Origin of the sequence: Pseudarcicella hirudinis (assembly GCF_900115665.1) — a bacterium.
In the GTDB taxonomy this organism is placed as follows: domain Bacteria; phylum Bacteroidota; class Bacteroidia; order Cytophagales; family Spirosomataceae; genus Pseudarcicella; species Pseudarcicella hirudinis.
The window spans coordinates 1-22,860 of the sequence record NZ_FOXH01000007.1 but is presented as its reverse complement, the minus strand read 5'-3'; the positions used below and the strand labels follow the sequence as shown (position 1 = coordinate 22,860).

Sequence of the window (22,860 nt, the reverse complement as noted above, 5' to 3'; positions counted from 1 at the left end):
ATAATGATGAGTTTTGAGTGTTAAATTTTAAATTTATACTATTACTTGCCAAATACCTTCTTTTCTACCGCCTATCCGTTTTATCCTATTCTCTTTTTTGAGTTTTGTTAAAGCTCTCTCAATAGTTTTTGTACTTATACCTAATTTTTTTGCTAATTCGGCTGTTGTTATGTCAGCATTTACCACAATCAAACTTAAAACCTTTTCCGACACCTTTTCCGACACCTTTTCCGACATTTTTTTGGCGTTTTCTCCGACATTTTTCTCCGACATCGCTATTTCTTTTTGTCTGATTTCAAGCATTACACTGGCAAAGTCATAGTTGAATGTAGGGGCTGAAAGACCGTAATTGATACATTCATTAATAATCCTAATTGTACCCCGTCCCCATTGTTCGATATAACCTGTTCGGAAAAATGCCGTTGAAATACTTGGATTGAATGGTCGTGAAGCGTGTTTCTGCTTAAGATTTTCAACCGTCCAGTTTTCGGGCAATGTGCCTTCATTCCAAAAAATGATTTTATCGGCATACACACTGATTTGTATAGGAATGCCACTGCTATAATCTTTGTGGGCAATGGCGTTGAGTAGGGCTTCACGAAGAGCGGCTTCGGGAAATTGGAATCTTTCTACTCGTTGAATGCCCTCGTAACTGATGAAAGCCTTGAGGTACTTGGTCAACAGCAAATCGAGTGTTTTTTCAACTTGCTCAAACAAATGCCCGTGTATTTCGTCTTGAAACAATAAGTCATCATCGGTACGGAAATAGCCAATTTTTACAAAAGCACCCGTTACGTATTTTTCGGGGTCGGGATGAAACAACAAAATTGCCGCTCGTTTTAAATACTGTCCTTCGGTCAGATGGAGTTTTTCGAGTAGGGTTTCGTTGCTTTCCTGCAAAATTTCTTCGGTAAGTCGATTCGACTTAATGGCTTTGTTTCGGAAATAATCAAAAGCACCGAGGCTTAAATCCTTCACCGAAACATGAGGTACTGGTACGGCATCCCAACGTTTGCCTTGTTTTTGTAATAAAAATTTATCTAAAGCTGCTCCTTTTAATTCTTGTTTGGTACTACCACTACGATAATGATATTGCCCTTTATAACTGATTGGATATGGATAAGCATCTACACTGATTACAATATAGTCGCCTTGAGGACTTGTTTTTAGGTCAACGTCCACGATAATGCCCAAAATATCACGTACTTTATTAGGTATTTCTTCTAATAGTTTTTTGGCATCGGGTAAACCAACAATCACGCCTTTGTCGTTGATACCGATAAAAAGTTGACCTCCAGAGGCGTTGGCAAAACCACCAATCCATTTAATGTATTCGTCTCGCCACGATTCTTTCCATTCGATATTTTGACTTTCTTCCATAAGATAAAATTTACAAAAAGATACAAAACCTACCCAAAATACTCTGCCAAAAGCCCCTCAAACAATGCCTCACTCTCCGCCAACGATTGCTGTACCAAACTTTTCTGTGCCTCTATCTCCTCCACTATCTTAGCAAAATGTTGCTGGAGGGGAAGGGAAGGGATTTTGATTTTCATTTCTTTAATTAATCCTAAATTAAGCCCTTCCATAATTGCCCCTCTTCCTCTTGCCGCAATTTGTCTTGTCACCTCTGGGTTTGAGTGAAGATTATATGCTATAAACATTGGATTAACTTTACTTTTATCTAATGTTATTGCAGCTAAATGTTTTGAATTAATTGCAAGGGGCATATCTTGCGGAACAATAGCAACTCTTCCCACAGTAGCCATGATTGAAATTAGTAAATCACCAGGAAAAACCGTGTATCTTTTTAATTTCTGGTATTTTTCTTCTGTAATATACCTCATCCTTGCCCACTCAAAACGATTATGAACCACATTATCAATTCCAAGCACGAAAACACCACTATCAACAAATTCACTATGGAGTAAGTCACTTCCAAAAGGACCACTTCTCATGCTTCCTTTCTTATTTTCAACAATATTTTCAATTTTCTCCAATGTCCATGAATCATAGTCTTTGGCATTTTTACCAAACAACTCAATAAAAGTACTTTGCAAAAGCTCATCGTAATAGCCCAAAAGCTGACGGTTTTGTTGGCGTAAAGCATCGGCTTGGTCTAATACTTGGGCTATGTGTTGTTGGGTGGCAAGGTCGGGGAGAGGGATTAAAACATCAGTAATATTTCCTATTTTAATATATTTAATAACTCCACCAATAGAATCTAATCGTAGTTTCTCTACATACTTTGACATGAAATGGTATAAAAACCTTACATCAAGAATAATCTTATCACGGCTTTCTACAATATATGTTCTTTGGTATGCGTCAAACTTTCCATTAAAATACTTAACATTCAAATCTCCATTTCCAGCAATTAAAACACATTCACAATCATAACTATATGTATCAATTTGTAAAGACTCTTGTGAACAAGTAAAAAATGGATATTTCCCTCCAATAATTTGAGCATTGGCATCCAGTTTCCCAGTTTTTACATTAATAATCTCTCCTAACTTAACTTTCTTCCAATTCATAAAATTTGTCTAATGGTGTTTTGTGTTTTTAGCCTTTTTACAAATGAGTAATTCTACCTTTGTCTTATACCGAAAGACAAAGGTAGAAAAAGAGCTTATTCTAATAAAGCCATATCCTCTGGCATAATTTCAAATTCGGCAAATTCTGCCACGGTTTGCCCTGAAATTCCGTTGATACTGCCTACTATTCCCGAGAGGTTCAGCATAATACGGTCAATTTCTTTTTCACGTTTTTTAAAGTTCTTGATAGAAGCATTTTTCTCTTTAATCAAGGAGGCGTGCATGTTGGCAAAAGTATCGTGTACAGCTTTGAGTTGGCTTTTAAACTCGTTACTCATCAAATACTCGTACAACATTTTAGACTTTTCGCCTTGATTTGCCTGTACAATCCGAACATCGTCAACCCTAAGCAAGGATGCTCTTAGTACAAAAGTAAGTGCTTTGAGAGCGTCAAACGAGCATATCCATAAGTTTTCTTCTCGCATCTCAAAACTACTAACACCTTTGGGCAATGCTTTGGTAACAATCACACCTAAATCCGCCTTTTTCAAAAGTATATCCTCTTTTAGTTTCGTTACCCAAGTGTCAGAAAACACCTTTGTACTTTTACTTTCATAAAGAATACTCCCACAGGTTTGTCCTAAACGATTACGTACTTTTTGTAAAATATCCGCCCCGTTTTCACCTTTTTTGATTTCTTCGATGGTATCAAAAGGGTGAGTAGCTTTCAATAGTTCTTCAATAACCAATTCTTGAGCTTCCCCTTGCAATTGAGTAGAACCTTGTTCCATTTTACGCTTCATGTCTTCCACTTGCTTTTTCATTTGCTCAATTACAATGTCTTTTTGCTTGATAGCCATTGCATTGTCATTAAGTACTTTTTCTTGAAGTTGAGCAATTAGCGATTCACGTTCCTTTGCCAGTCTTTTTTCAATCTCTGACTCCACACCAGCCTGAGCTTCTTCCAACAAACGTTTTTGTCTGAGCAAATCACCTTCTTGTTTTTTAAGCTCGCTTACTTGTTTACTTTTTTCGCTGAGTTCCTTTTGCAAATCAGTTAAAGCAGAAGCATTCTGAGCATTTATTTCGGCCTTTAATTGCTGAGTAAGTTTAGCCTTTTCCTGCGTTAGTAAAGCTTGCACCTGATTTTGCAAGTTCTGTTTATCGTTGATAAGCGATAGTTCTCGCTGTTCAAGCTCTTTCGCTCGTGCTGCAAACTTAGCGGTTTGTTCATTTTCAATGCGTTCAGCCAAGACAGCTTCAATATTGATTTCGTGGTTACACTTTGGGCAATGTATTTGATTTTTCATGATACGGTTGTTTAAATTTTAATGATGTCAATACATCTTCAAAGCTTATGCCAATGCTAAAAACCTTTGTTTTGGCGATATTTTCATTAATTTTATATCAATAATTAATTTATAATATCAAATATTGACATGAAAATACTCATTTCTTGGTACGCAAAAAATAATGATTTTGACAAAGACAAAGAAGTAAAGCTCGATGGCCCTACAATGGCATTTCACGATTACTTCTTTGAAAATTATGATGAACATATTTTATTAACTACCCGAGACGCTAATGACGGAGACCCTTTTTTAGATAAATTAGTGAGAGTGATTGCTAAGAAGTACAAGGAGAGAAAAGTCAATAAACGATATATGAATATCGCTGACGTGATTGATTTTCAAGAAATCAAGACTAAAGTGGAAACCTTTTTGTTGGAATATGCCAACGATGAAATAGATATTTTCTTTTCGCCTGGCACTTCATCCATGCAGTTATCATGGTTTGTTTGTCATCAATCGCTTGGACTAAAGACAAGGCTATTCCAAACACGAGAAGGTAAATTTAGTGGTAAAAAAGCTCCAGATTTATTAGAATTAACCATAGACCAATCGAGTGTACCAATGTCTGCTATTATTTCGGAGCAAATTCAGCAGAAAGATACCTTTAGTACAGATTATTTAGTTTCTGAAAGCATTAAACCCATTTATGAAAAAGCAAGGTTAATTGCCCAAACAGATAAAGTAACTTGTTTGATACGAGGAGAGAGCGGTACAGGTAAGGAACATTTGGCTCAGTATATTCATAAGGTTAGTAATAGATGCACAAAGGCATTTGTGTCTGTAAATTGTTCTGCTTTAGGCGATAGCATTTTGGAGTCACGGTTATTTGGCTACGTAAAAGGGGCATTTACCGATGCCAAAGAAGATAAAAAGGGCTTGTTTGACGAAGCGAATGGAGGAACAATATTCTTGGATGAAATAGGAGATATTTCGGCATTTATGCAGCAATCACTACTAAGAGTCTTACAGAGTAGCGAGATTTTGCCATTAGGAGCAACCAAAGTCAGAAAAGTAGATGTTAGAATTGTTGCTGCAACACATAAAGATTTAGAAGCCATGTGTGAAGCAGGCACTTTTCGCTGGGATTTATACTATCGTTTGTCGGTTGTAGAACTTTCTTTACCAATGCTTCAAGAAAGAGGGATTACAGAAAAAAGGAATTTTATAGACTTCTTTCTGGAAAAAATACAGAAAGAAATGAAAAAGCCCAAACGCCTAAAATTAAGCAATGAAGTATATCAGAAATTGATAGATTATCCTTTCAAAGGAAATGTCAGAGAATTAGAAAACGTTATGACCAATCTATATGTTTTTTGTGATAAAGAAGTTCAACTACAAGATTTACCAAGAAAAATATTACATAAATCTGGAAATAATCGCTCGTCTTTTAGCCTTAAAGAGACAGAAAAAGACCTTATTATCAAAGCTTTAACTTTTTATAAAGGAAATCAAGCAAAGGCTTGTGAAGCTATCGGCTATCGTTCAATAAATACTTTTAAAAGTAAAATAAAGGAGTATGAAATAGAGATTGGTTAATTACCGTAAATTTATATTGCTACAATTGACCATGAGTTTTTAAATTGAATTAGTATCATAAAATGATAAAAACTCAAGCGTAAAAGTAGGGTTTTTGAATAGTAAGATTGCATTTCTTTCAATTGTTCAGACACTGTCTGGACAATTGAAAGAAATATCTAATTAAACAATCTACAAGAACATAGACCTAAGTTTTATATTTGCTTGTTCGTCCGATATTTCTTACAATAAATTTAAAGTAGCCTCATACAGTTCATCATTTTCGAATGAATCGAGGTAAACCTTTGTCACCTTCTCTGATTCATGCCCCATCAGTTCACTAATCTTACTAATTTCGACCCCGCTTCTCTTCAAAACCGTTGCGAACGTGTGTCTCGCTACGTAGGTTGTTAAGTTAGCTTCAATTCCTGCCATTTCTGCTAGCACTTTCAAATCTTGGTTTATCTGCTTTGTTACTTTCTTAATACGATTGGTAATTTGAGGAATAGTTTTATGTTTCGACTTATCAAGATACGGGAATATATAGTCTCCTACGTTATATTTTTGATAGTATGCGAGTATTTCTTTAGCGGGTGGTAAGAGTTGCACCACTTGACGTTGGTGAGTTTTGTTTCGCTCGTACTCCATCAAACCATCTGGGGATATATTCGTCCACTCAAGCTCGATAATGTCACTAATGTTGATTCCAGAACAATAATAGCTAAAAAGAAAAGTGTTTTGAGAATCATAAAGTCTCGTTCCTTTTTCAATTTTGAGAGAAGCTATTTTGACAATATCCTCTTTTTTGATAGCTCTTTTCTGCGTTTTAGTGTTGAATTTAGAGATTTTGTAATCAACAAAAGGGTCTGCTTCCTTCTTGGCAAAATCTACTACTACTGCTCTATTGTACAAGGCTCTCAAAGTACGAAAGTGTACACTCATAGAAACCTCAGAAACACCTCTTTCTCTGAAATCTTGCTCAAACCTTCGCAAAAAAGAACCATCTAATTCGGAAAAAGTGAAGTCTTTTTGATTTCTAAAACGCTCAAGTACTTTCTTTAAATTTTTATGAACGTTTGCATTGCCTACCTTATCTGCTTTCATCAGGTCAGTTATTACCTCATCGAGAAACTGAAGTACTGTTATACGTTTACTTTGGTTTTTAAGTTTCTTGGTGAATTCTTCAGCAGTAAAACTTGCCTTTTCATCCTCTAACTGCATCAAAAGTCGCCTTGCATCAGTTTTTGTTTTCTCAATTTTAATAATCATTTCAGTGGCAAGAGGATGTTTTTTAGCAGGTAAATTTTTCTTATCATCCCACATTGCTTTGGAGCAACTCATACCCACAGAGATATATTTAGGTTTTCGGTCTTTAATCAATCGAACCATAATAGGATGTTCCCCATTTTTTAATACTTTGGAGGTGTACAAAAGCACATCAATAGAAGCCATTTACAATTTTTGATTTATATGGTTTAAACATAGTTTAAACAAATGTAGCAAAAAAATACAATTAAATACAAATAGCTAAAATAATAAACAAATATAAATGTTTAAAAATCAGATATTTAAAAATATAACAATATAAATAAAAACAAACAATACATGCCTGTCACGCATGGGGTCGCTGGTTCGAGTCCCGTCCGGACCGCTGAAAACAAAAAAGCCTGATAATCTTTGCAGATTGTCGGGCTTTTTTGTTTTAGTCATGTTTTATGGCTCCCTTCCTAGCCGTATCTTAACTTTTGCAGACAAGAGTTGCAGTATCAACTTCCCGTTTTAAGATCAGCATATTGCTCAATTCATCGAGTCTAAAGACTTTCTTTTTCATTCCATAATCTCTCCTGTAGCCTTACGGAAGTTGCCAATCGGAGACTATAAATTCTTACGCAGATTTATTGTAAAATTGATCCAGGATATTGTTTTGGAGATCATTATTAGCCGAAAAGTCTTTTCTTATAACACAAAAGACTTATTATGGATCCGGATTTGTAAAATTACTGCAAAGCCGGGTACTTTTGCCCGGAATGCAAGATGTTTCTGTAGGAGGTTTCATTTTGGTGTTTACAGAGGGCAGAGTGATGACTCCTCTCTTGCCCTCTTTTCTCTGAATAAATGAGATCCGTTGTTATGCTTCGACATATTTTTAATGAATATGAATAGCTTTTATCTCAGACCTTCAATTTATTAAAGGCCTTAATGGCGGACAGAGTATATTGTATCGGATTTTCGATTGATGAGTGGTTAAAATCTATATCAGCAATATGCTCGACATAGATTTATGTATTAGTGTGTTAATATTAAGCGGAAAGCCTTTTCCTTTTGGGATCAGGCTTTTTCTTTTAGGGGAAAGAAGTTCTTAACATAAAGGACATTTTTTTTAGCAAAACGGACATATTGAACATGATGGGTTAATATTTTTTGACGGTTTCCCGTTAAGTATCTATTGGAAAAACAAAATTTACAGGTTGTATAATTTTAAGACAGTATCGCCCTTATACTATTGATTACTTAATTAAGGTTTATCTATGAAAAAATCAGATTTATTTTTGAGTGTTTTTGCTTTCTGTGCGGCGGTAATCCTTTCGGGATGCGGGTCAAAATCTGTAGATCCTTCCGTTTCTGATTTAGTTAAAAGAGTCTGGACCGCCAGCATCGTTAAATGGGATGGCGGCGTAAAATATGATAAAACAAAATCGACAAACGAAAAGCAGGGATATGCGCAATATAAACTGGATCTGAGTGTACCTCCTGCAGCAAGTTTGACTGATTTTGATGGAAAGAAGTTTACAGGAACATACGCTGTTTCAACAGATGGATCTGTTTTAACATTAAGTGCATTGACCAGTACTGACGGCGCTCCTACCGGAACAGGAGGCACTTTGAAATTTAATATTCTTACTAAACCGACAGAAACAACTTTAAGCTTAAGAACTGATGGGCCTTATATTAAGGCAAGTAATACTACAGTTGAATTGTTGCTGGTGAATCCTTAAATGTTCAATCTCAGCTTACCATTATAATTTCTCTTACCTCTTACTTTATTTGGAAAAATCAGTGTGAATGCCCGGTAATTCAACTGCCGGGCTTCAGCTATTTTCTCCGGAATTTTAATTGAGGATCTATTTCACAATTAATAACTGCAAATAACCTTTTACAATTCTCAAATTTATGAAAATCAGAGTTCCATTCTTTTCTTTCACTCTTTTATTGAGTGTATTTGCTGCTTCCTGTAAGAAAAATAATGATACTTCTCCTAATTCAGCACCGGGCTCATTTACCGTAATACCGAATGTAGCTACAGATAGTGTTAGTGTGATACTAAACTGGGCAAAAGCCAAAGACCCTGACGGAGATCCCGTAACTTACACCGTTGTGTATAAAGACACCTTAGTGAAAAATCTTACAGATACTACCTATATAATTAAGAATGCAGGTAATAAGGTTAAGATAGAAGGCCGGGTAATTGCTTTTGACAGCAAGAGGGCTTCCTCCTCAGCTAACTTTAATATTACAACAGGCGTTGGTTCCTCGTATGTTGCTATTCCGGATGTAAATTTTGAGAGAGCCTTAGTCAATCTTAAAATTGATGATGCTCAAAACGGTGTCTTGTTGAAAGCAAATGCCTTGAAAGTAACTACCTTAAATGTAAGTGGTAATAGTATATCGAATTTGCAAGGTATTGGCGCTTTTGTCAATTTGACCCGATTAATCTGTTCCAATAACAAACTTACAACTCTGAACCTCAGTACAAATATTGCCTTAACATACTTGGATTTTGCTTATAACAGATTGATAAGCATAGATTTAAGTAAGAGTTCTGCATTAAAGGAATTATACTGTTACTCCAACAAATTAACGAGTTTGGATGTAAGTAAGAATAATGAATTACAATTTTTAAAATGCGAGCACAATAGTTTAACGAATATGAATGTCAGCCAAAACACACAGTTAAGTTATATGTCCTGTACTTCAAATAATATTCAGACCATCTGTGTGAACAGCCTTTCTCAACCAAATAGTCAATGGTTTAAAGATGATACAGCTTCCTATAAGGTTTGCCAGTAGAAATGCTGATTATCTCTGAAACAACATTGTTAAATTATCCCACCTTCGTTTGTATTTCAGCAAACGAAGGCATTTATACAGGTAATTATTGAGGAGAAGGAAAGCGAAGGATAAAAGAAGCCCCCTTGTTTAAAGAACTCCGCACTTCGATTTCGCCATTATTCTGTTTGACAAAATGTCCGATCAGAAAGAGTCCTAAGCCCATTCCACGCTCACCGGGTTTTACAGAATCAGGTTGTTTTAAAACCTGTCTGACGATAGCTAATGTATCTTCGTCCATCCCGACCCCATTATCAGAGATTTTAATAACAATTTGATTTTGAGAATCATCATAAGCTTCAATAATCAGGTTTCCGTTGTTTTTAATACTTTTTATTGCATTACCGATCAGGTTTCTTAATACAACAAAAATGCCATGTTTGTCAGCAAATAACATGAGATTTTTATTATAGAGTAAAGGGACATGTATACTCTTCCTGTCAATGGTAAATCTGTAAATTTTCAGGGTTTCATTAATAATAAGATCCAGTGAAATATTTTCAGGATTGTTGGGTTTTTCTCTTCCATAAATTCCCCATTGCAATAAATTATCTAATAAAACCTGAAGCGTCTGGGCAGACTCATCAACGGCTAGTGCAATGGTCGAAATCTTAGTGTAATTTTTTGTATTTAAATAATGAATAATTGTATCAGAAACTCCGTGAAAAGCAGATACCGGCTGTCTGATATCATGAGCGATAATATTATAGAAGAACTCTCTTAGCTTATTGAAATGTAATATTTCTTGGTTAGCGATTTTGATTTTTCTATAACTCTGATTCAATTTTATTGTTGCCACCATAACAACGAGAAAAATCAATAGCAGCAAGAGCACACTGACCAGGTATAGCTTACTCTTATATTCTGCAATTGATTTTTGTTTGAGAAGAAGCTGAGCATCCGCTTCCTTTTTTTTTACCTCATATTTAATTACCAGTTCATTAATGCTTTTGCTGTTCTCAAAAACTTTATTTTTCTGAGAATATACATAAATGCTGTCGGCATACTTACTCGCCTCTTTATATTCACCCAATGCAACCAATGTAGCATGATAGCTATTAAAAAGATACAAAATAGTTTCATAATAATTATAGCTTTTGTCAGAATAGACTCTGTTTAAAGCCATTTCATAATATTTACGGGCAAGAGGATATTTTTTGAGCTTTAAGTAGGTATAAGCTAAATTATTCAGGTGATGAATAGAGGGCGGAATCCCCTTACTTTCAAGCAATTTATTTTGTTTGATAAGATATTGAATGGATAAACCATATGCCTTGTTTTCACCATATGCAAAAGAGATTGTGCTATAGAACAATGGGTTAAGAAAAATACAATGCCCATTCTTTTGGATATCAAGCAGTGCTTCACGACAAAGCTTTATAATTTCCGGCAAATGAAAACGAAGTGAATCTGATCCGAACTGTCTGATTCGGGCATATTTTCCCATTAATTTTCCTTCCGGGATATGCGTTGCTAAACTTAGTTTATACGCATCCATGAAATAGGGGGGATGGTAGATAGCCCCTTTTATTTCACTTGTAAAGCTGACAATACCCATAAGCAATAATGCATGAATCATGCCTGTGGTATCTTTATGTGTTTTATATTCACGATAGGCTTTTAATGCCAATGGGAATGAATTTTTGAAATCATTTTGATTTCGGGTATTTAATGCCAGAAAATAGGAAAGATGACTACGTAAAGCTGGAAAATTATTAAAACTGTTTTTCTCCGGGGCGAAAGGCTCTCTGCTTTTTTCGCGAAACCAATTCTGATAACTTTTCTCAAGACTTAACTGACTTAATAGTTTTTGCTGACCACTCTGCTTCTTCATTAGCCTTTCAAGGCTATCAACATTGGTTACTACGGTAATATCCTGAAATGGAATGTATTGACAGATTCCCTCAGAAGAGATCAGATAAACGATGGTAAAAATGAGGACATGGATTGCGGATTTACATTTTCTCATACATTGATAAGCTTAGTTTCGGTTTAAATAAATTTTACAGATCCCTTGACTATGGAGGTGTTTGTGGGGTTTGCTTAGGCTCGGGGTAACTGAAAACAAAATTTATTTCTTCGCTGCCAGCCGATCCAGAATTTTTAATCTGAATGTCCGGCCAAGAGGTATTGTAAAACTTTCAATATGTAACAGATCCTGAGAATGGGAGTTGATAAGATTTAAATTAACGAGGTACCGCTGGTGACATCTTTCAAATCGATCATCTAAAACTACTATCAGGTTTTTTAAGGGCTGTTTAAGGGTGTATTTTTTTGTTTTTGTAACAATGGTAGAATAGTTCCCTTCACTTTCTATCCATAATATTTCATCAAAAAGTACTTTAATATGCTTATTATGGTTGCCCTTCACAAATAACCCGTCTTCCTTTGGAGATGTACCGGTTTCATTCAGCAGCTTTTCTATGGTAGATATTAATGAAAGAGCCTGGATTGGCTTGATTAAGTAATTAACATGCTTTATCTGTTTGGCTATCTCATAAAACTCCGGACTGACAGATGAGGTCATCATAACGATCGGAATATGCTGATCACGCAAGACGTCCAGTAAATCAAGACCTGTCTTGTTTCCTTCCAGGAAAATATCGCAGATAATAATTTCAGGAGTATGGTTTTGGCAGAATGCCAGGGTCTCTTTCACATTGTCAAATACGTAGATATCATCGGCGCCAAATGCCTCAGCAAGAATTACCTTAATTCTTTCTGCATACAGAAAATCATTTTCAACAATAATATATGACATATTTTAATAGGTAGTTATTGTTCATAAATCACCCAAAAAACGACAAAAATCACCAATATATTTTGGTTCAGTAGTTTACTTAGCAGTATAAAAGACATTTTTGTCAAACAATTTGTCTGAATTGCTAAGTGCCTGTTGATAAAAGGTAACCCATGATAATATATATAATAACTGCTAATAGATGTACGATAACATTACCTTAAATTTTGAATTCACTGATCTTTCTTCAGATGAATGGAAACGTGATAGTATCTTCTGTGATATGATCAACATCAATAATGATTGTTGGTTTGGGTATATTTCTGATACTAAAGCAATGCTTCCGTTTCAGATAAATACACCCTGCTTAAATAATCCAAAAGCAATCGTTGTCATTATCACTAATGTACGTAATAAAAAACAGAATTCCTCAGATAGTAAATTCTGTTATTTTGGTTTTTACATAAACCTCCAGCACTTATCTTATTTAGCTAACAATATGGAATCCCAGTTGGGAAACAATTTAAGTGAATTACGTATAAATATCGAGCGTTATTCTGTTTTGGCTCAGAAACTAATTGATGATTTTGAGGTGAACTATAAATGTGTAACGCAGAAACAAAGCTTTCTTATACTGTGGGGACAAACCTTCCTCTTCCATTTTGCAGAAGAGCTTTTTTCTATTGAAACTATTTTTCCGGAAGATGTCAGGAAAATCGAACAGTTGTTATTGCTCATTACTGCCAACTTAACCAAGTCACGATATTCAATACAGCAAATGGCTGATAAAGTAGGAATGAGTATGACTAAGTTTAAAACGGTATTCAAAAACGTGACTGGCGACAGTCCATATCAATACATTCAAAAGGCCAGACTTACCAAGGCGATTGATTTGCTAAAAACAAGTCAGTATTCTGTTACTGAGGTGGCTTATAAAGTAGGTTTCAGGCATCCCGGAACTTTTACACGCTTTTTTAAGCAAAAATATAATTGTTCGCCTTCTGATCTGATATGATGATCATTATAGTAAAGGCTTTTATGGTAATATTCTACTGGTATTAGTAGGGTATAAGAAAAACATTTTTCAAACAGCAGATTATGTTTCTTACTTAGGTACAATATTAATAATGAATGTCAGATGAGATATATCCTGATAATTAATGAAAATTCTGGTTATGGCATAGCAGCGGAGCAAGGCATTGTCCAAAGAATTGTGAATCGTCTGATGAAAGAGTGCGGGAAGGTAAAGGTTGATTATTTTACACCATTAAAATGACAAAAACGGTATTGCTGCTTACTCCATTTCCGATCCGGGAGAGAACAGGTAATTTTCTCAGGAAGAGGGTCTCAAACAAGGTTTTAATGTAATGGATTCTTTTGAAATCATTTCGTGTAATAAGCAGAACTGTTTTCTGGAAGATGGCTGTCAGCTGAATGCCAGAGGTCATCCGACAATATTTAAAGAGATTATGGAGAATTTTGATTTTTATGAAAGTGAAAAACACCTGAAAATCAGGAAAGTTTCCAGGTGTTTTTTAAAAAGTCAGAGCTGAAACCAGGTAGCTTTAACTGTATTATAATCCTTTGCTAAAACAAATAATAAGTCCTATTTATCTGTGAGCATATATGTTTTTTAATGGCTTGTTGTTTTCAAGTATTATTCATAATCATATGCTCAAACTAACATGGTTTCAGAATACTTCCTCTTTTTAAGGGGAAGCATTTTTGTAGATACGAGTCAATTAACCCGGGTTTATAAATCAGATTATACATTTATCAAATATTGACAAATATGATATCAGCAACAATTGGTTTTTGTAACAGATCATTGTCAGATGCAATAAATAACATTTGGCAGTTTTTTAGAGGGATCTTTAGATTATCACATAATAAGGAAGATTCTTTAACTGGATTAGAGAGATTGCAAGCTTCTCCAATGTATCAGATATTAGAGAATTATTTTACAGATAACAGCCCGGAGAATACGGAATTGCTGGAATATATAGAACAAATAATGGACTTAAATCCGGAAAAGATATATTTTGTCAGATGCAACGATGAAAAGGGTTCTTCGGCTATCGTTTTACAATTGTCTGAATATCATTTGCTTGTCTTGCCAAAAGTTTATTATTTACACGGAAAGGTAACTGAAACAGGAGCCGTGCGTATTTTAGACTTTTTCAATATAGTCAAAATGTTTTCTAAAAGTTTTATTATTCCGACGGAAGGATTGTGTCTTGATATGGATGATTTTCATGCTTTATTCCAGGGAACGATTTACAGCAGTAAATTTAAATCTTTCCAAAACGGTAAATACTGGCACAAACATTTTTTAGATTACCAGCACAGATGGCATAGCACTGAATATTATAAACGACATTACGGTATCGGATTTGTCGAAGCCCAGCAGGTTGTTTTGCAGACTGTCAGGAATATTTAGGTCATTATAATGATTCCTATGTGTCCTATATTCCTATATGGTAGCAATGCAGAGTTCAAAGTAAGGAATAATGAGGAACTATGTTCCTATGTGGTTGCAAAAGTTAGCAATTCAGCCTAATCTTTTAACAGAAAAGCCTAAAAACAACCAGTAGCATAACTTTGTAATTAAAAACTATTCATATTTGTTTTAGTCTATCACTAAAACACCCGCCAGGTATAACCGGATCAAGGTTATGCTTATTTGTTAGAGCTTTAATCAGCTCTAATTCTTCCGGGAAGATGCTGCCACATCTTCCTTATTTATTCTAACACACTCTCTTAATTGTTCATATGCTGTTCAGCGATGCTGGGTATGACTTCTTGAGCATTATGATATTTATTGTGTGTAAGGTATAAATCTAGTCAGTTAAATAAAATGAGAAGGAAAATACAGAATCTGATGAATCATTTGATAGAAATGATCCTCTTTTTTATGCTATTGTGTTATCTATACTTATGTGTTGGAAAATTGCTGTTAATACATCTTTTAGGATAGTTCAGCCTCATTTACGTGGCTGTGTTACACTTAACTATCAGGTTGTTTCTATGCGTCTATGAGGTTGCAATGGTTCTATGTGCTTACCGCATCACAGATATTTTCCGGTAATCAACAAAAAGACTACGAGAATAGCCTTTTTACATTTTCATTGGATAGATTGTAGCTAGCTACTTATGCAATATTAATGATGAAGATTTTTATAGCAAAAGAACCTAAATCCATTGTATTTCAAATGTCGTCTTTTTTGTTAAATTATTAGTCCTTTTTGCACTGTTTGTGGCAGAATTATTGATTTGTGTTGGATATAATTTACCTAACAATAAAAAGGGTAAAATTTTTCCTTTGTTTGAATCATCACTGATTTGTACAGGGCTGAAAATGAAAGTTTTAGGGCGATTTTTTAGATTTCTGAACGGGTACTTTCGTATATAAGCAAATGTTGTCTTTTTTGTTAAATTATTAGGCTTTTTTGTACTATTTGTGGCCGGATTATTGATTTAGTTGTATATAAGTTGTCTAACAATAAAAGGACAAAATTTTCCTTCTTTTTGAATCATCGCTGATTTGAAAGTGGCAGAAAATGAAAATTTTAAAGAGATTTTTTAGGTTTCTAAACGGTTACCTTTATATATCAGTAAAGGTTGTCTTTTTTGTTAAGTAATTAGTCTTTTTTGTACTATTTATGGCCGGATTATTGATTTGTGTTAGGGGTAAATGGACGAATCATTTCAAAACAAAATCTGATTGTTCTGACTCTCCTTTAAATCATCACTTATTCAGGCTACTCCATAATGAGGTTCTGTTTTTTTACCCGGAATCTTACAGCGTATGAGAGAGTATAAATAAGAGGAATAACTAAAACTATGATTTCTATGTGCTGAAATAATACTCTGGTCAGCATCGCAGAAGCATGAGATGAAAAAACTATGTGTCCTATATGCCTATGTGGTTGCAGGAACATTATAAATAATCCATAAAAAGAAAATAAATATGATAAAAACCTTAACATCCCCAGGTTGATTTTGCTATATAAGAGTTTTTTATACTCTTGTATCCCAAAACTAAGATAACCTCATTTTTGAAATTCAAAATTCAAGCCTCAGTTTATCTGCGACTTGCTGGAAGAATTTTGTCCGGTATTAGCTCTATGTGTTCAATCCTATCAGATTTGAGAAAGGGAAGACACGTACTTAGTAAAACGTCAGATTTTGTTTCGTCGAACTCCCGGTCGGTGTTTTGCATGACTCAGTGGAATATAAATAGTCTGTAGTCAGAAAAAGCGCATCCAAAGGGTGAGTGATAATGTATGAGATATCGGGTAATTGAGTTTATGTCGAAACTAATTTGGGGGTAAACTTTATATTGTATACCAACTAACACAATGAAAAAATACAGTTTACATATTATTAGCTTTTTTGCAGTGTTTTGGATTTCTGTTAGAACTATAAATGCTCAGATGAAAAATGGTACCAATCCTGATAATCTGAATGCATCAGAGATAAAAGCCTCCAACAATGGTCTTTTGGTGCCAAGTGTGTATCGTACTTCTACAATCTTTTCGGATCCGCTTGGTTCTCATGTAGAGGTTATGAGGATTTATAGTTCAGCTAATTCCGGAAATATTGTTCCAGGCTTTTATTACAGCGATGGCAGTAAATGGGTTGGAATATTCTCTACTGATGATGCAGAAACCGGAGCATTGCCGGTAATCGGTGATCTTAAACAATCTTTCCGCACGAATGACTATAACGGAAGGTGCACTTTAGAAGGGAGAACTCTTTCCAGCCTATCTGCCAGTGCGCAAGCTATGGCAGATAGTATTGCCATAACAGGTAATCTGCCAGATGCAAAAAACGGGGTTCTTAAAACTGGTACTTGAGACATTCGGAGGTACGGGCGGTAATAATATATACACACCCTGAGTGGAACTGCCCCAATAACTTACAGGCACAGTTGTAGATAATAGACAGCCATATGTATGGTTGTAAATACTTATATATACCTCGGGCAGTAAAAGATATAACCCTCATAATCCATAAATAAATAAAATTATGTACAAAAATAGTACAAAGGAAAATAGAGTTACCTTAGTTTCCTGCCTGTCCATGGTATTATGTTGGCTATTGCTATCTATACTGGGTTTTGGAAATACAGGTAATAAAGTGCCGACAAGTGGTGAAAGCGTCAACCCTGACACTTTATCGCTCAGAATGGCCATGCTTTGGTCTACGACTCGCACAGTACCGCAGGGGTATTTCCGCGCCGTAGTTACTTCTACTTATTCCGGAGCAGACAATGCCCATCATATAAACGACTACGTCAAGCGCTATGTTGATACGGATAATCGGGGTTTTACTTTCCCGGTAGATTCAGGTATACGTTTACGTATATTGAATAGAGGTAGTATAATTCCTAATGGAATATCTATAGCCACAGCATGGATGGGCGGAGATCCTGGTACAGTAACAGACCCTACTGATATAATCAGCAATAACTTTAACGGAACGCTGCAGGCATGGGTTACTTAGGCGGATATTGCCGGAGATGTGAAGGTAACAGATTTTACAAAAGGCACTTATGATTCCTATAATATCAGGAATGGTTTCAGCGATTGTTCTACCGGAGTGTTTAGTGGGAAGGCAACAATTTTGACAGAGCAGTGACAAGCTGAAATATCTTTAAGCATTACTCAAAATCAAAGAGAATAATAATTATTATGAACAGAAAGCTTTACTTGTGGCTGTTGACGCTTGTGTTGGCAGTTATTTTGTCAAATACAACGCAGGCTCAGCGGTTTCAAGTCATATTGGGGCCAGGTCAGATTGCAGAAAATCAAAGTTGTTGGCCCCAGCCGTTAGTACATGATTATGAGGCTGTATGGATGCAGAATACTGGCATACCCAAGTATGCGATTGGCTTTTGTATAGACGCTCACAAAAAGCGTCCTGACGTCAATGGCTCTTATTATGATTTTGCTAATGCCACTTACTGCGGGGGGGATCACGGTTGTTACGGTCCATTTCTTGCATATGTTAATACTGGTCATGCGGGAGAAACTGTGGACATGTGTGGGAGTAGTGCAGGTCGTCAGAATATGGGGATTTGTGTAATCAGCCCCGATAATTTAGCCAATAAGACCATATGTCAAGGTCAAAGTGTTGTACTCCAGGGTAGTTGTTTAAAAGGTACATTACGTTGGTTTGATTCAAATGGTGGTAACTTCGCAAACGGTAATCCAACCGTGGCTCCTGGTAGTACCACTACTTATTATGCCACTTGTTATTCTACTTTTGGGGCTTCTGGAAGTTACTATGCACCCTATGCAAATGTTCCTTGTGAGACTCCGCGGGTACCTGTCACCGTTACAGTTAATCCCAAACCTGCAGCTCCCCCTAATCCTGGATGGAAAACAATCTGTACAGGCGAAAGTGTCACACTTTCATCATCCTGTTCAGGGAGTTCTATTCGGTGGATGAAAGATGGTGGTTCCGTTATTGGTACTTCAAATAGTATTACAGTAAACCCTACAGTAACGAACACGGCCTATTATGCACAATGTGTAGGATCTAACGGTTGTGGAAGTGATATTATAGGTCTTAGGGTTGTGGTCAATCCCCGTGCAGCAGCGCCGGTTACCACTCCTATGTCTGTCTGCCCGGGAGAAACCATTACTCTTCCAGGTACATGTTCTTCAGCTGGTTCAAGTATCGAATGGTATAGCGATAGTAATTTATCTACCAGAATCAGCAATACAATTAAACCATCAGCCACCGCTACCTATTATGCCAGGTGTTTCGACTCAAAAGGATGTCATAGCCCTACATCGTCAGTGGTTGTTACTATGAAAGCCGGAGGTGTATCTTTATCACAATCTGATTTTACTAAAACTGACGCCACGAGTTGTACTTCTCCAAACGGAACGATAAAGATTTGTAATCTTATACAGAATGTATCATATACTGTAAAATTCAATAAAAACAATAGACCTCAGACTCCTCAGACTTTGACCGCTGATGGTTCGGGCTGTATAACACTTGTTGGTCTGTCAGAGGCTACATATGACAATTTCAATGTAACCAATAATGGGTCAGGATGTTCTTCTGGGCCACTTTATGGCGTATCGCTAACGGTACTCAATACAGCAAAACCTACTTTTACGGCTATTGCTCATACACCTGCCGTGTGTGGAGAAGCGGGGTATATTGATATTAGCGGTCTTACCCCGGGCAGTCTTTATACCGTAAGTTATAAAAAAGACGGTGTAGCCCAACATCCCTTCTCTTTTTCAGCTGACAGCACAGGTTTTAGATGGGATGATCCGGGTGCAGGTTCATTTGTGATTACACTTACAAATGGATTTTGTGTGTCTAATACGATGACTGTTGTATTAGGGGATGGTCCGCAACCTTTTAATATTTCTGCTTATCCATATAACCCTACTGTATGTCAGGGTACCGACGGGAAAATTTATGTACAGGGGCTTGGTTCGCCGAAAACCTATACCATGTATTATTCTAAGGACGGAGTGCCTCAGACGCCCATCACCTTCGACAACCCGGTAGGTTCACCAGTGGGTCGTATGATAGATGGACTCACTGCCGGGACATACACCATAAAATTAAAAGATACTCAGGCCTGTTCTTCGAATGAGACAACCGTGACCTTGTATGATGTCGGGGCTCCTCGTATTGATATTCTTGCTCTGAGTTATCCGGGGGCCTGTGGCGATTCCACAGGAGCGATTACTATAACAGGTCTGGCGCCAGGTAAAACGTATACTATTTTATATAGCAAGAATGGTATAGAGCAAACACCACTTACTTATACTGCTACTAGTGACCGTAATTACACGATTAGTACGTTAACATCAGGAGTATATTCCAATATTCACATAATAGATCAAAACTGTGAGTCTAACCGTCTTTCAGCAACCCTTGATGATCCGGGGAATCTGAACATTATGCTGGGGGCTGTCGTTCAGCCAACAGGTTGTGGTCAGGCAAACGGTTCTATTACCATTAAAGGACTTATCAACGGACAGCAATATCAGTTGTTTTATGTAAAAGATGGTGTGACAGTATCCGGAGGAACATTTACCGCCACTGGTTTCACTTACACTATAAATTCTCTTGGCTCAGGAGCATATACAGGTATAGTAGTAAAACAGGGAGTGTGTTCTTCTAATGCGCTTACAGCCAGCTTGTTTGGTCCGGGAGTTACCCTTATTCAAGCCAGAGCTGTAAATACCAGCACCTGTGCAGGTACAGACGGACAAATAATAATTACCGGACTTACTGCAGGAGTAAACTATACCTTGAATTATGCTAAAAATGGTGTAGCACAGCCTGCCGTTAGTATTACTCCGACATCTTCTTCATACACAATATCAAATTTAACAGCTGGGGACTATACAGATATAAGTGTTACCCAGAGTTCATGTACTTCAAATAAAGTAAATGTCAGCATAAAAGACCCGGCAGGACCGGAGGCTCCCGTAGCTTCAGGAGCAACAATTTGTGCGGGTACTTCAGCCACATTGACGGCTACGTGTAAAACAGGCACTCTGAAATGGTATAGTAATAGTAGTTTAAGTACAGAAGTCACCTCAACAACAGTAAGTCCTGCGGCTACTACTACTTATTATGCAGTATGTGTAACTAATCAATGTAAAAGTGCAGGTACACCCGCCGTGATTACCGTAACACCCGGCGTGCAGAAACCAACGGTTAATTCACCACTTGCTATATGTCTTAATGATAGCACCACCTTATCAGCCAATTGTGCTGCAGGGACGCTTAAGTGGTTTAGCGACAGTACGCTGACTATAGAACTTAGTAATACCAAAATAAGTCCTCAGAGTGATACTACTTTTTATGCAATATGTAGTACAGCGCAGTGTAGTAGTGCAACATCTAAACTAAAGATAACGGTTAATCCATTACCTCAATTTACAGTTGCTTTAGGGACATGTGATGCTCAGACGCAAACATATTCTGCAACAGTAACAATGCCTGCGGGCGCAACGCTTAGCAGTACAAAGGGTACGGTTGCAGGAAATACAATATCGGGAATTCCCAGTGATGTGCTGACAACTATTAAAGTGACTTCGGCAGCTGGTTGTATGAATCAAACAGAGATATATCAGCATTGTAAACCTGTTTGTAATCCCCCTACTCCGGTGATTGCGAATTCATCAGTAACCATTTGTGCCAAAGATTCAGTGGTACTTACCGCTACCGGTTGTGGATCAAACTACGGTTATGAGTGGTCAACTGATTACTCCCTTGCTAGTTATAAAGTTGCTCCTTCTACAACTACAACATATTTTGTACATTGTAAAGGTGAGGCCGGATGTGTAAGTAAAGATTCTGCGGTGGTGACTGTTACCGTAAAACCACGCCCGACCATCACATTAGGAACGCCTCAGTGTGCTGCCAATCGTACTTATTCTGTTTCAGTTACCGCTACAGCCGGAGCTGTCATTACATCTTCATCCGGTACAGTAAGTGGAAATAATGTAACAGGTATTCCTTCCGGAACTACCGCTACTATTACTGCTACCCTAAACGGATGTTCTGCCAGTAAAGATACAACGTTTACCTGTGCAGGGGTTTTTGATTTGGCCTTACGTAAGGTACTACCAAATGGGGCTAAAAATCCGACGGTATTGCCTGGTTCAACAGTAACATTTAACATCAAAGTATACAATCAAGGAAATGTAGATGCTACAAACGTAAGCCTGGTAGATTACATTCCGGCGGGCTTGACCTTAGCAGATGCAAGCTGGACAGCAGCTGGCAGCAATGCTACGTTGAATACGCCGATAGCGAGTCTGGTAGCTGGAGATAGCGTGATGGTTCCGATTAAGTTTACGGTGAATGCAGGTTTTACAGGCAACATCCGAAACTTTGCGGAGATCAGTGGAGCGAATAATACGAATAATCTTAATGATATCGACTCAACGCCTGATAGCAACCCAAGTAACGACGGTACGCCAAAAGATGATGTAGTTAACGAAGATCACAAGAATAATCCGACGCAGGATGAAGACGATCATGATTACGAAGACATCAATGTAGCCTGCGTTAAACCAGTAGCAGGAACAGATCAGAATATTTGTTCACCAGCCACGACAGCAAGTTTGACAGGTTTTAGTCCAGCAGGAGGAACATGGTCAGCGCAGACGGGTAACCCGGCAGCAGCCATAGTAACGAATGCGGGAGCAGTAAGTGGTATGAGTGCTGTAGGTACATACAAATTTATTTATAGCTTGAATGGTTGTTCAGATACGGTTTCGGTAATTATCAAACCTAAACCAGTAGCAGGAGCAGATCAAAGCATTTGTGCTCCAGCCACGACAGCAAGTTTAACAGGCTTTAGTCCTGCAGGCGGAACATGGTCAGCGCAGACGGGCAACCCGGCATCAGCGACAGTGACGAATGCGGGAGCAGTATCAGGCATGAGTGCAGCCGGAACGTATAAGTTTATTTATACCCTGAATGGTTGTTCTGATACAGTTTCGGTAATAATCAAACCTAAGCCAGTAGCGGGAGCAGATCAAAGTTTAGCCTGTGCGAACGCCTCGACGAATACGCTTCAAACGACAACGAGTTTGACAGGTTTTAGTCC

General features: G+C 37.0%; 15 protein-coding genes. 8 read left to right on the top strand and 7 right to left on the bottom strand.

The window, feature by feature from the left end:
• Positions 1 to 33 precede the first annotated feature (33 nt).
• From BM179_RS13380 to BM179_RS13370, 3 genes are all read right to left on the bottom strand, one after another.
• Positions 34 to 1,380 (bottom strand): ATP-binding protein, encoded by a 1,347-nt coding sequence (locus tag BM179_RS13380; protein ID WP_092017650.1) that lies wholly within the window; start codon positions 1,378 to 1,380, stop codon positions 34 to 36.
• 29 nt (positions 1,381 to 1,409) lie between these two features.
• Positions 1,410 to 2,537: a restriction endonuclease subunit S gene (locus BM179_RS13375; protein WP_092017649.1), complete on the bottom strand. Its 1,128-nt coding sequence runs from the start codon at positions 2,535 to 2,537 to the stop codon at positions 1,410 to 1,412.
• A 95-nt stretch (positions 2,538 to 2,632) separates the two neighbouring features.
• On the bottom strand, positions 2,633 to 3,847 hold the full coding sequence (locus BM179_RS13370; protein ID WP_092017648.1) for a DUF2130 domain-containing protein: 1,215 nt from the start codon (positions 3,845 to 3,847) through the stop codon (positions 2,633 to 2,635).
• A 129-nt stretch (positions 3,848 to 3,976) separates the two neighbouring features.
• On the opposite strand from BM179_RS13370, the gene BM179_RS13365 reads away from it, so the two are divergent.
• Positions 3,977 to 5,425, top strand: coding sequence for a sigma 54-interacting transcriptional regulator (locus tag BM179_RS13365; protein WP_092017647.1), 1,449 nt, complete (start codon positions 3,977 to 3,979; stop codon positions 5,423 to 5,425).
• Between the two features lie 222 nt (positions 5,426 to 5,647).
• On the opposite strand, the gene BM179_RS13360 is transcribed toward BM179_RS13365, so the two are convergent.
• Entirely contained in the window at positions 5,648 to 6,856 is a 1,209-nt protein-coding gene (locus tag BM179_RS13360; RefSeq protein WP_092017646.1) for a site-specific integrase, read from the bottom strand.
• A gap of 1,076 nt (positions 6,857 to 7,932) precedes the next feature.
• On the opposite strand from BM179_RS13360, the gene BM179_RS13350 reads away from it, so the two are divergent.
• The gene (locus BM179_RS13350) at positions 7,933 to 8,400 is read left to right on the top strand and encodes a hypothetical protein (protein ID WP_092017642.1); all 468 of its coding nucleotides are present in this window, start codon (positions 7,933 to 7,935) and stop codon (positions 8,398 to 8,400) included.
• Between the two features lie 175 nt (positions 8,401 to 8,575).
• Entirely contained in the window at positions 8,576 to 9,472 is an 897-nt protein-coding gene (locus BM179_RS13345) for a hypothetical protein (protein ID WP_092017640.1), read from the top strand.
• 85 nt (positions 9,473 to 9,557) lie between these two features.
• Here the strand turns inward: BM179_RS13345 and BM179_RS13340 are convergent, their stop codons facing one another.
• Both BM179_RS13340 and BM179_RS13335 read right to left on the bottom strand, forming a co-directional pair.
• Positions 9,558 to 11,480 (bottom strand): tetratricopeptide repeat-containing sensor histidine kinase, encoded by a 1,923-nt coding sequence (locus BM179_RS13340; RefSeq protein ID WP_092017638.1) that lies wholly within the window; start codon positions 11,478 to 11,480, stop codon positions 9,558 to 9,560.
• 102 nt (positions 11,481 to 11,582) lie between these two features.
• Complete coding sequence (locus BM179_RS13335) at positions 11,583 to 12,272, bottom strand: LytR/AlgR family response regulator transcription factor (protein WP_092017636.1); 690 nt, start codon at positions 12,270 to 12,272, stop codon at positions 11,583 to 11,585.
• Positions 12,273 to 12,750: 478 nt separating this feature from the next.
• On the opposite strand from BM179_RS13335, the gene BM179_RS25345 reads away from it, so the two are divergent.
• Positions 12,751 to 13,266, top strand: coding sequence for a helix-turn-helix domain-containing protein (locus BM179_RS25345; RefSeq protein ID WP_177219400.1), 516 nt, complete (start codon positions 12,751 to 12,753; stop codon positions 13,264 to 13,266).
• A 244-nt stretch (positions 13,267 to 13,510) separates the two neighbouring features.
• Here the strand turns inward: BM179_RS25345 and BM179_RS25080 are convergent, their stop codons facing one another.
• Complete coding sequence (locus BM179_RS25080; RefSeq protein WP_143095225.1) at positions 13,511 to 13,699, bottom strand: hypothetical protein; 189 nt, start codon at positions 13,697 to 13,699, stop codon at positions 13,511 to 13,513.
• 488 nt (positions 13,700 to 14,187) lie between these two features.
• Here BM179_RS25080 and BM179_RS13320 point away from each other — a divergent pair, with 488 nt between their 5' ends.
• The 4 genes from BM179_RS13320 to BM179_RS13305 all read left to right on the top strand — a co-directional run.
• Entirely contained in the window at positions 14,188 to 14,691 is a 504-nt protein-coding gene (locus BM179_RS13320) for a hypothetical protein (RefSeq protein WP_092017630.1), read from the top strand.
• 1,921 nt (positions 14,692 to 16,612) lie between these two features.
• Positions 16,613 to 17,110: a phage tail-like protein gene (locus tag BM179_RS13315; RefSeq protein ID WP_092017628.1), complete on the top strand. Its 498-nt coding sequence runs from the start codon at positions 16,613 to 16,615 to the stop codon at positions 17,108 to 17,110.
• A 337-nt stretch (positions 17,111 to 17,447) separates the two neighbouring features.
• The gene (locus BM179_RS13310; RefSeq protein ID WP_143095224.1) at positions 17,448 to 17,759 is read left to right on the top strand and encodes a hypothetical protein; all 312 of its coding nucleotides are present in this window, start codon (positions 17,448 to 17,450) and stop codon (positions 17,757 to 17,759) included.
• Between the two features lie 188 nt (positions 17,760 to 17,947).
• Positions 17,948 to 22,860: Ig-like domain-containing protein (locus BM179_RS13305; protein WP_143095223.1), on the top strand; the 4,913-nt coding region annotated here is incomplete at its 3' end.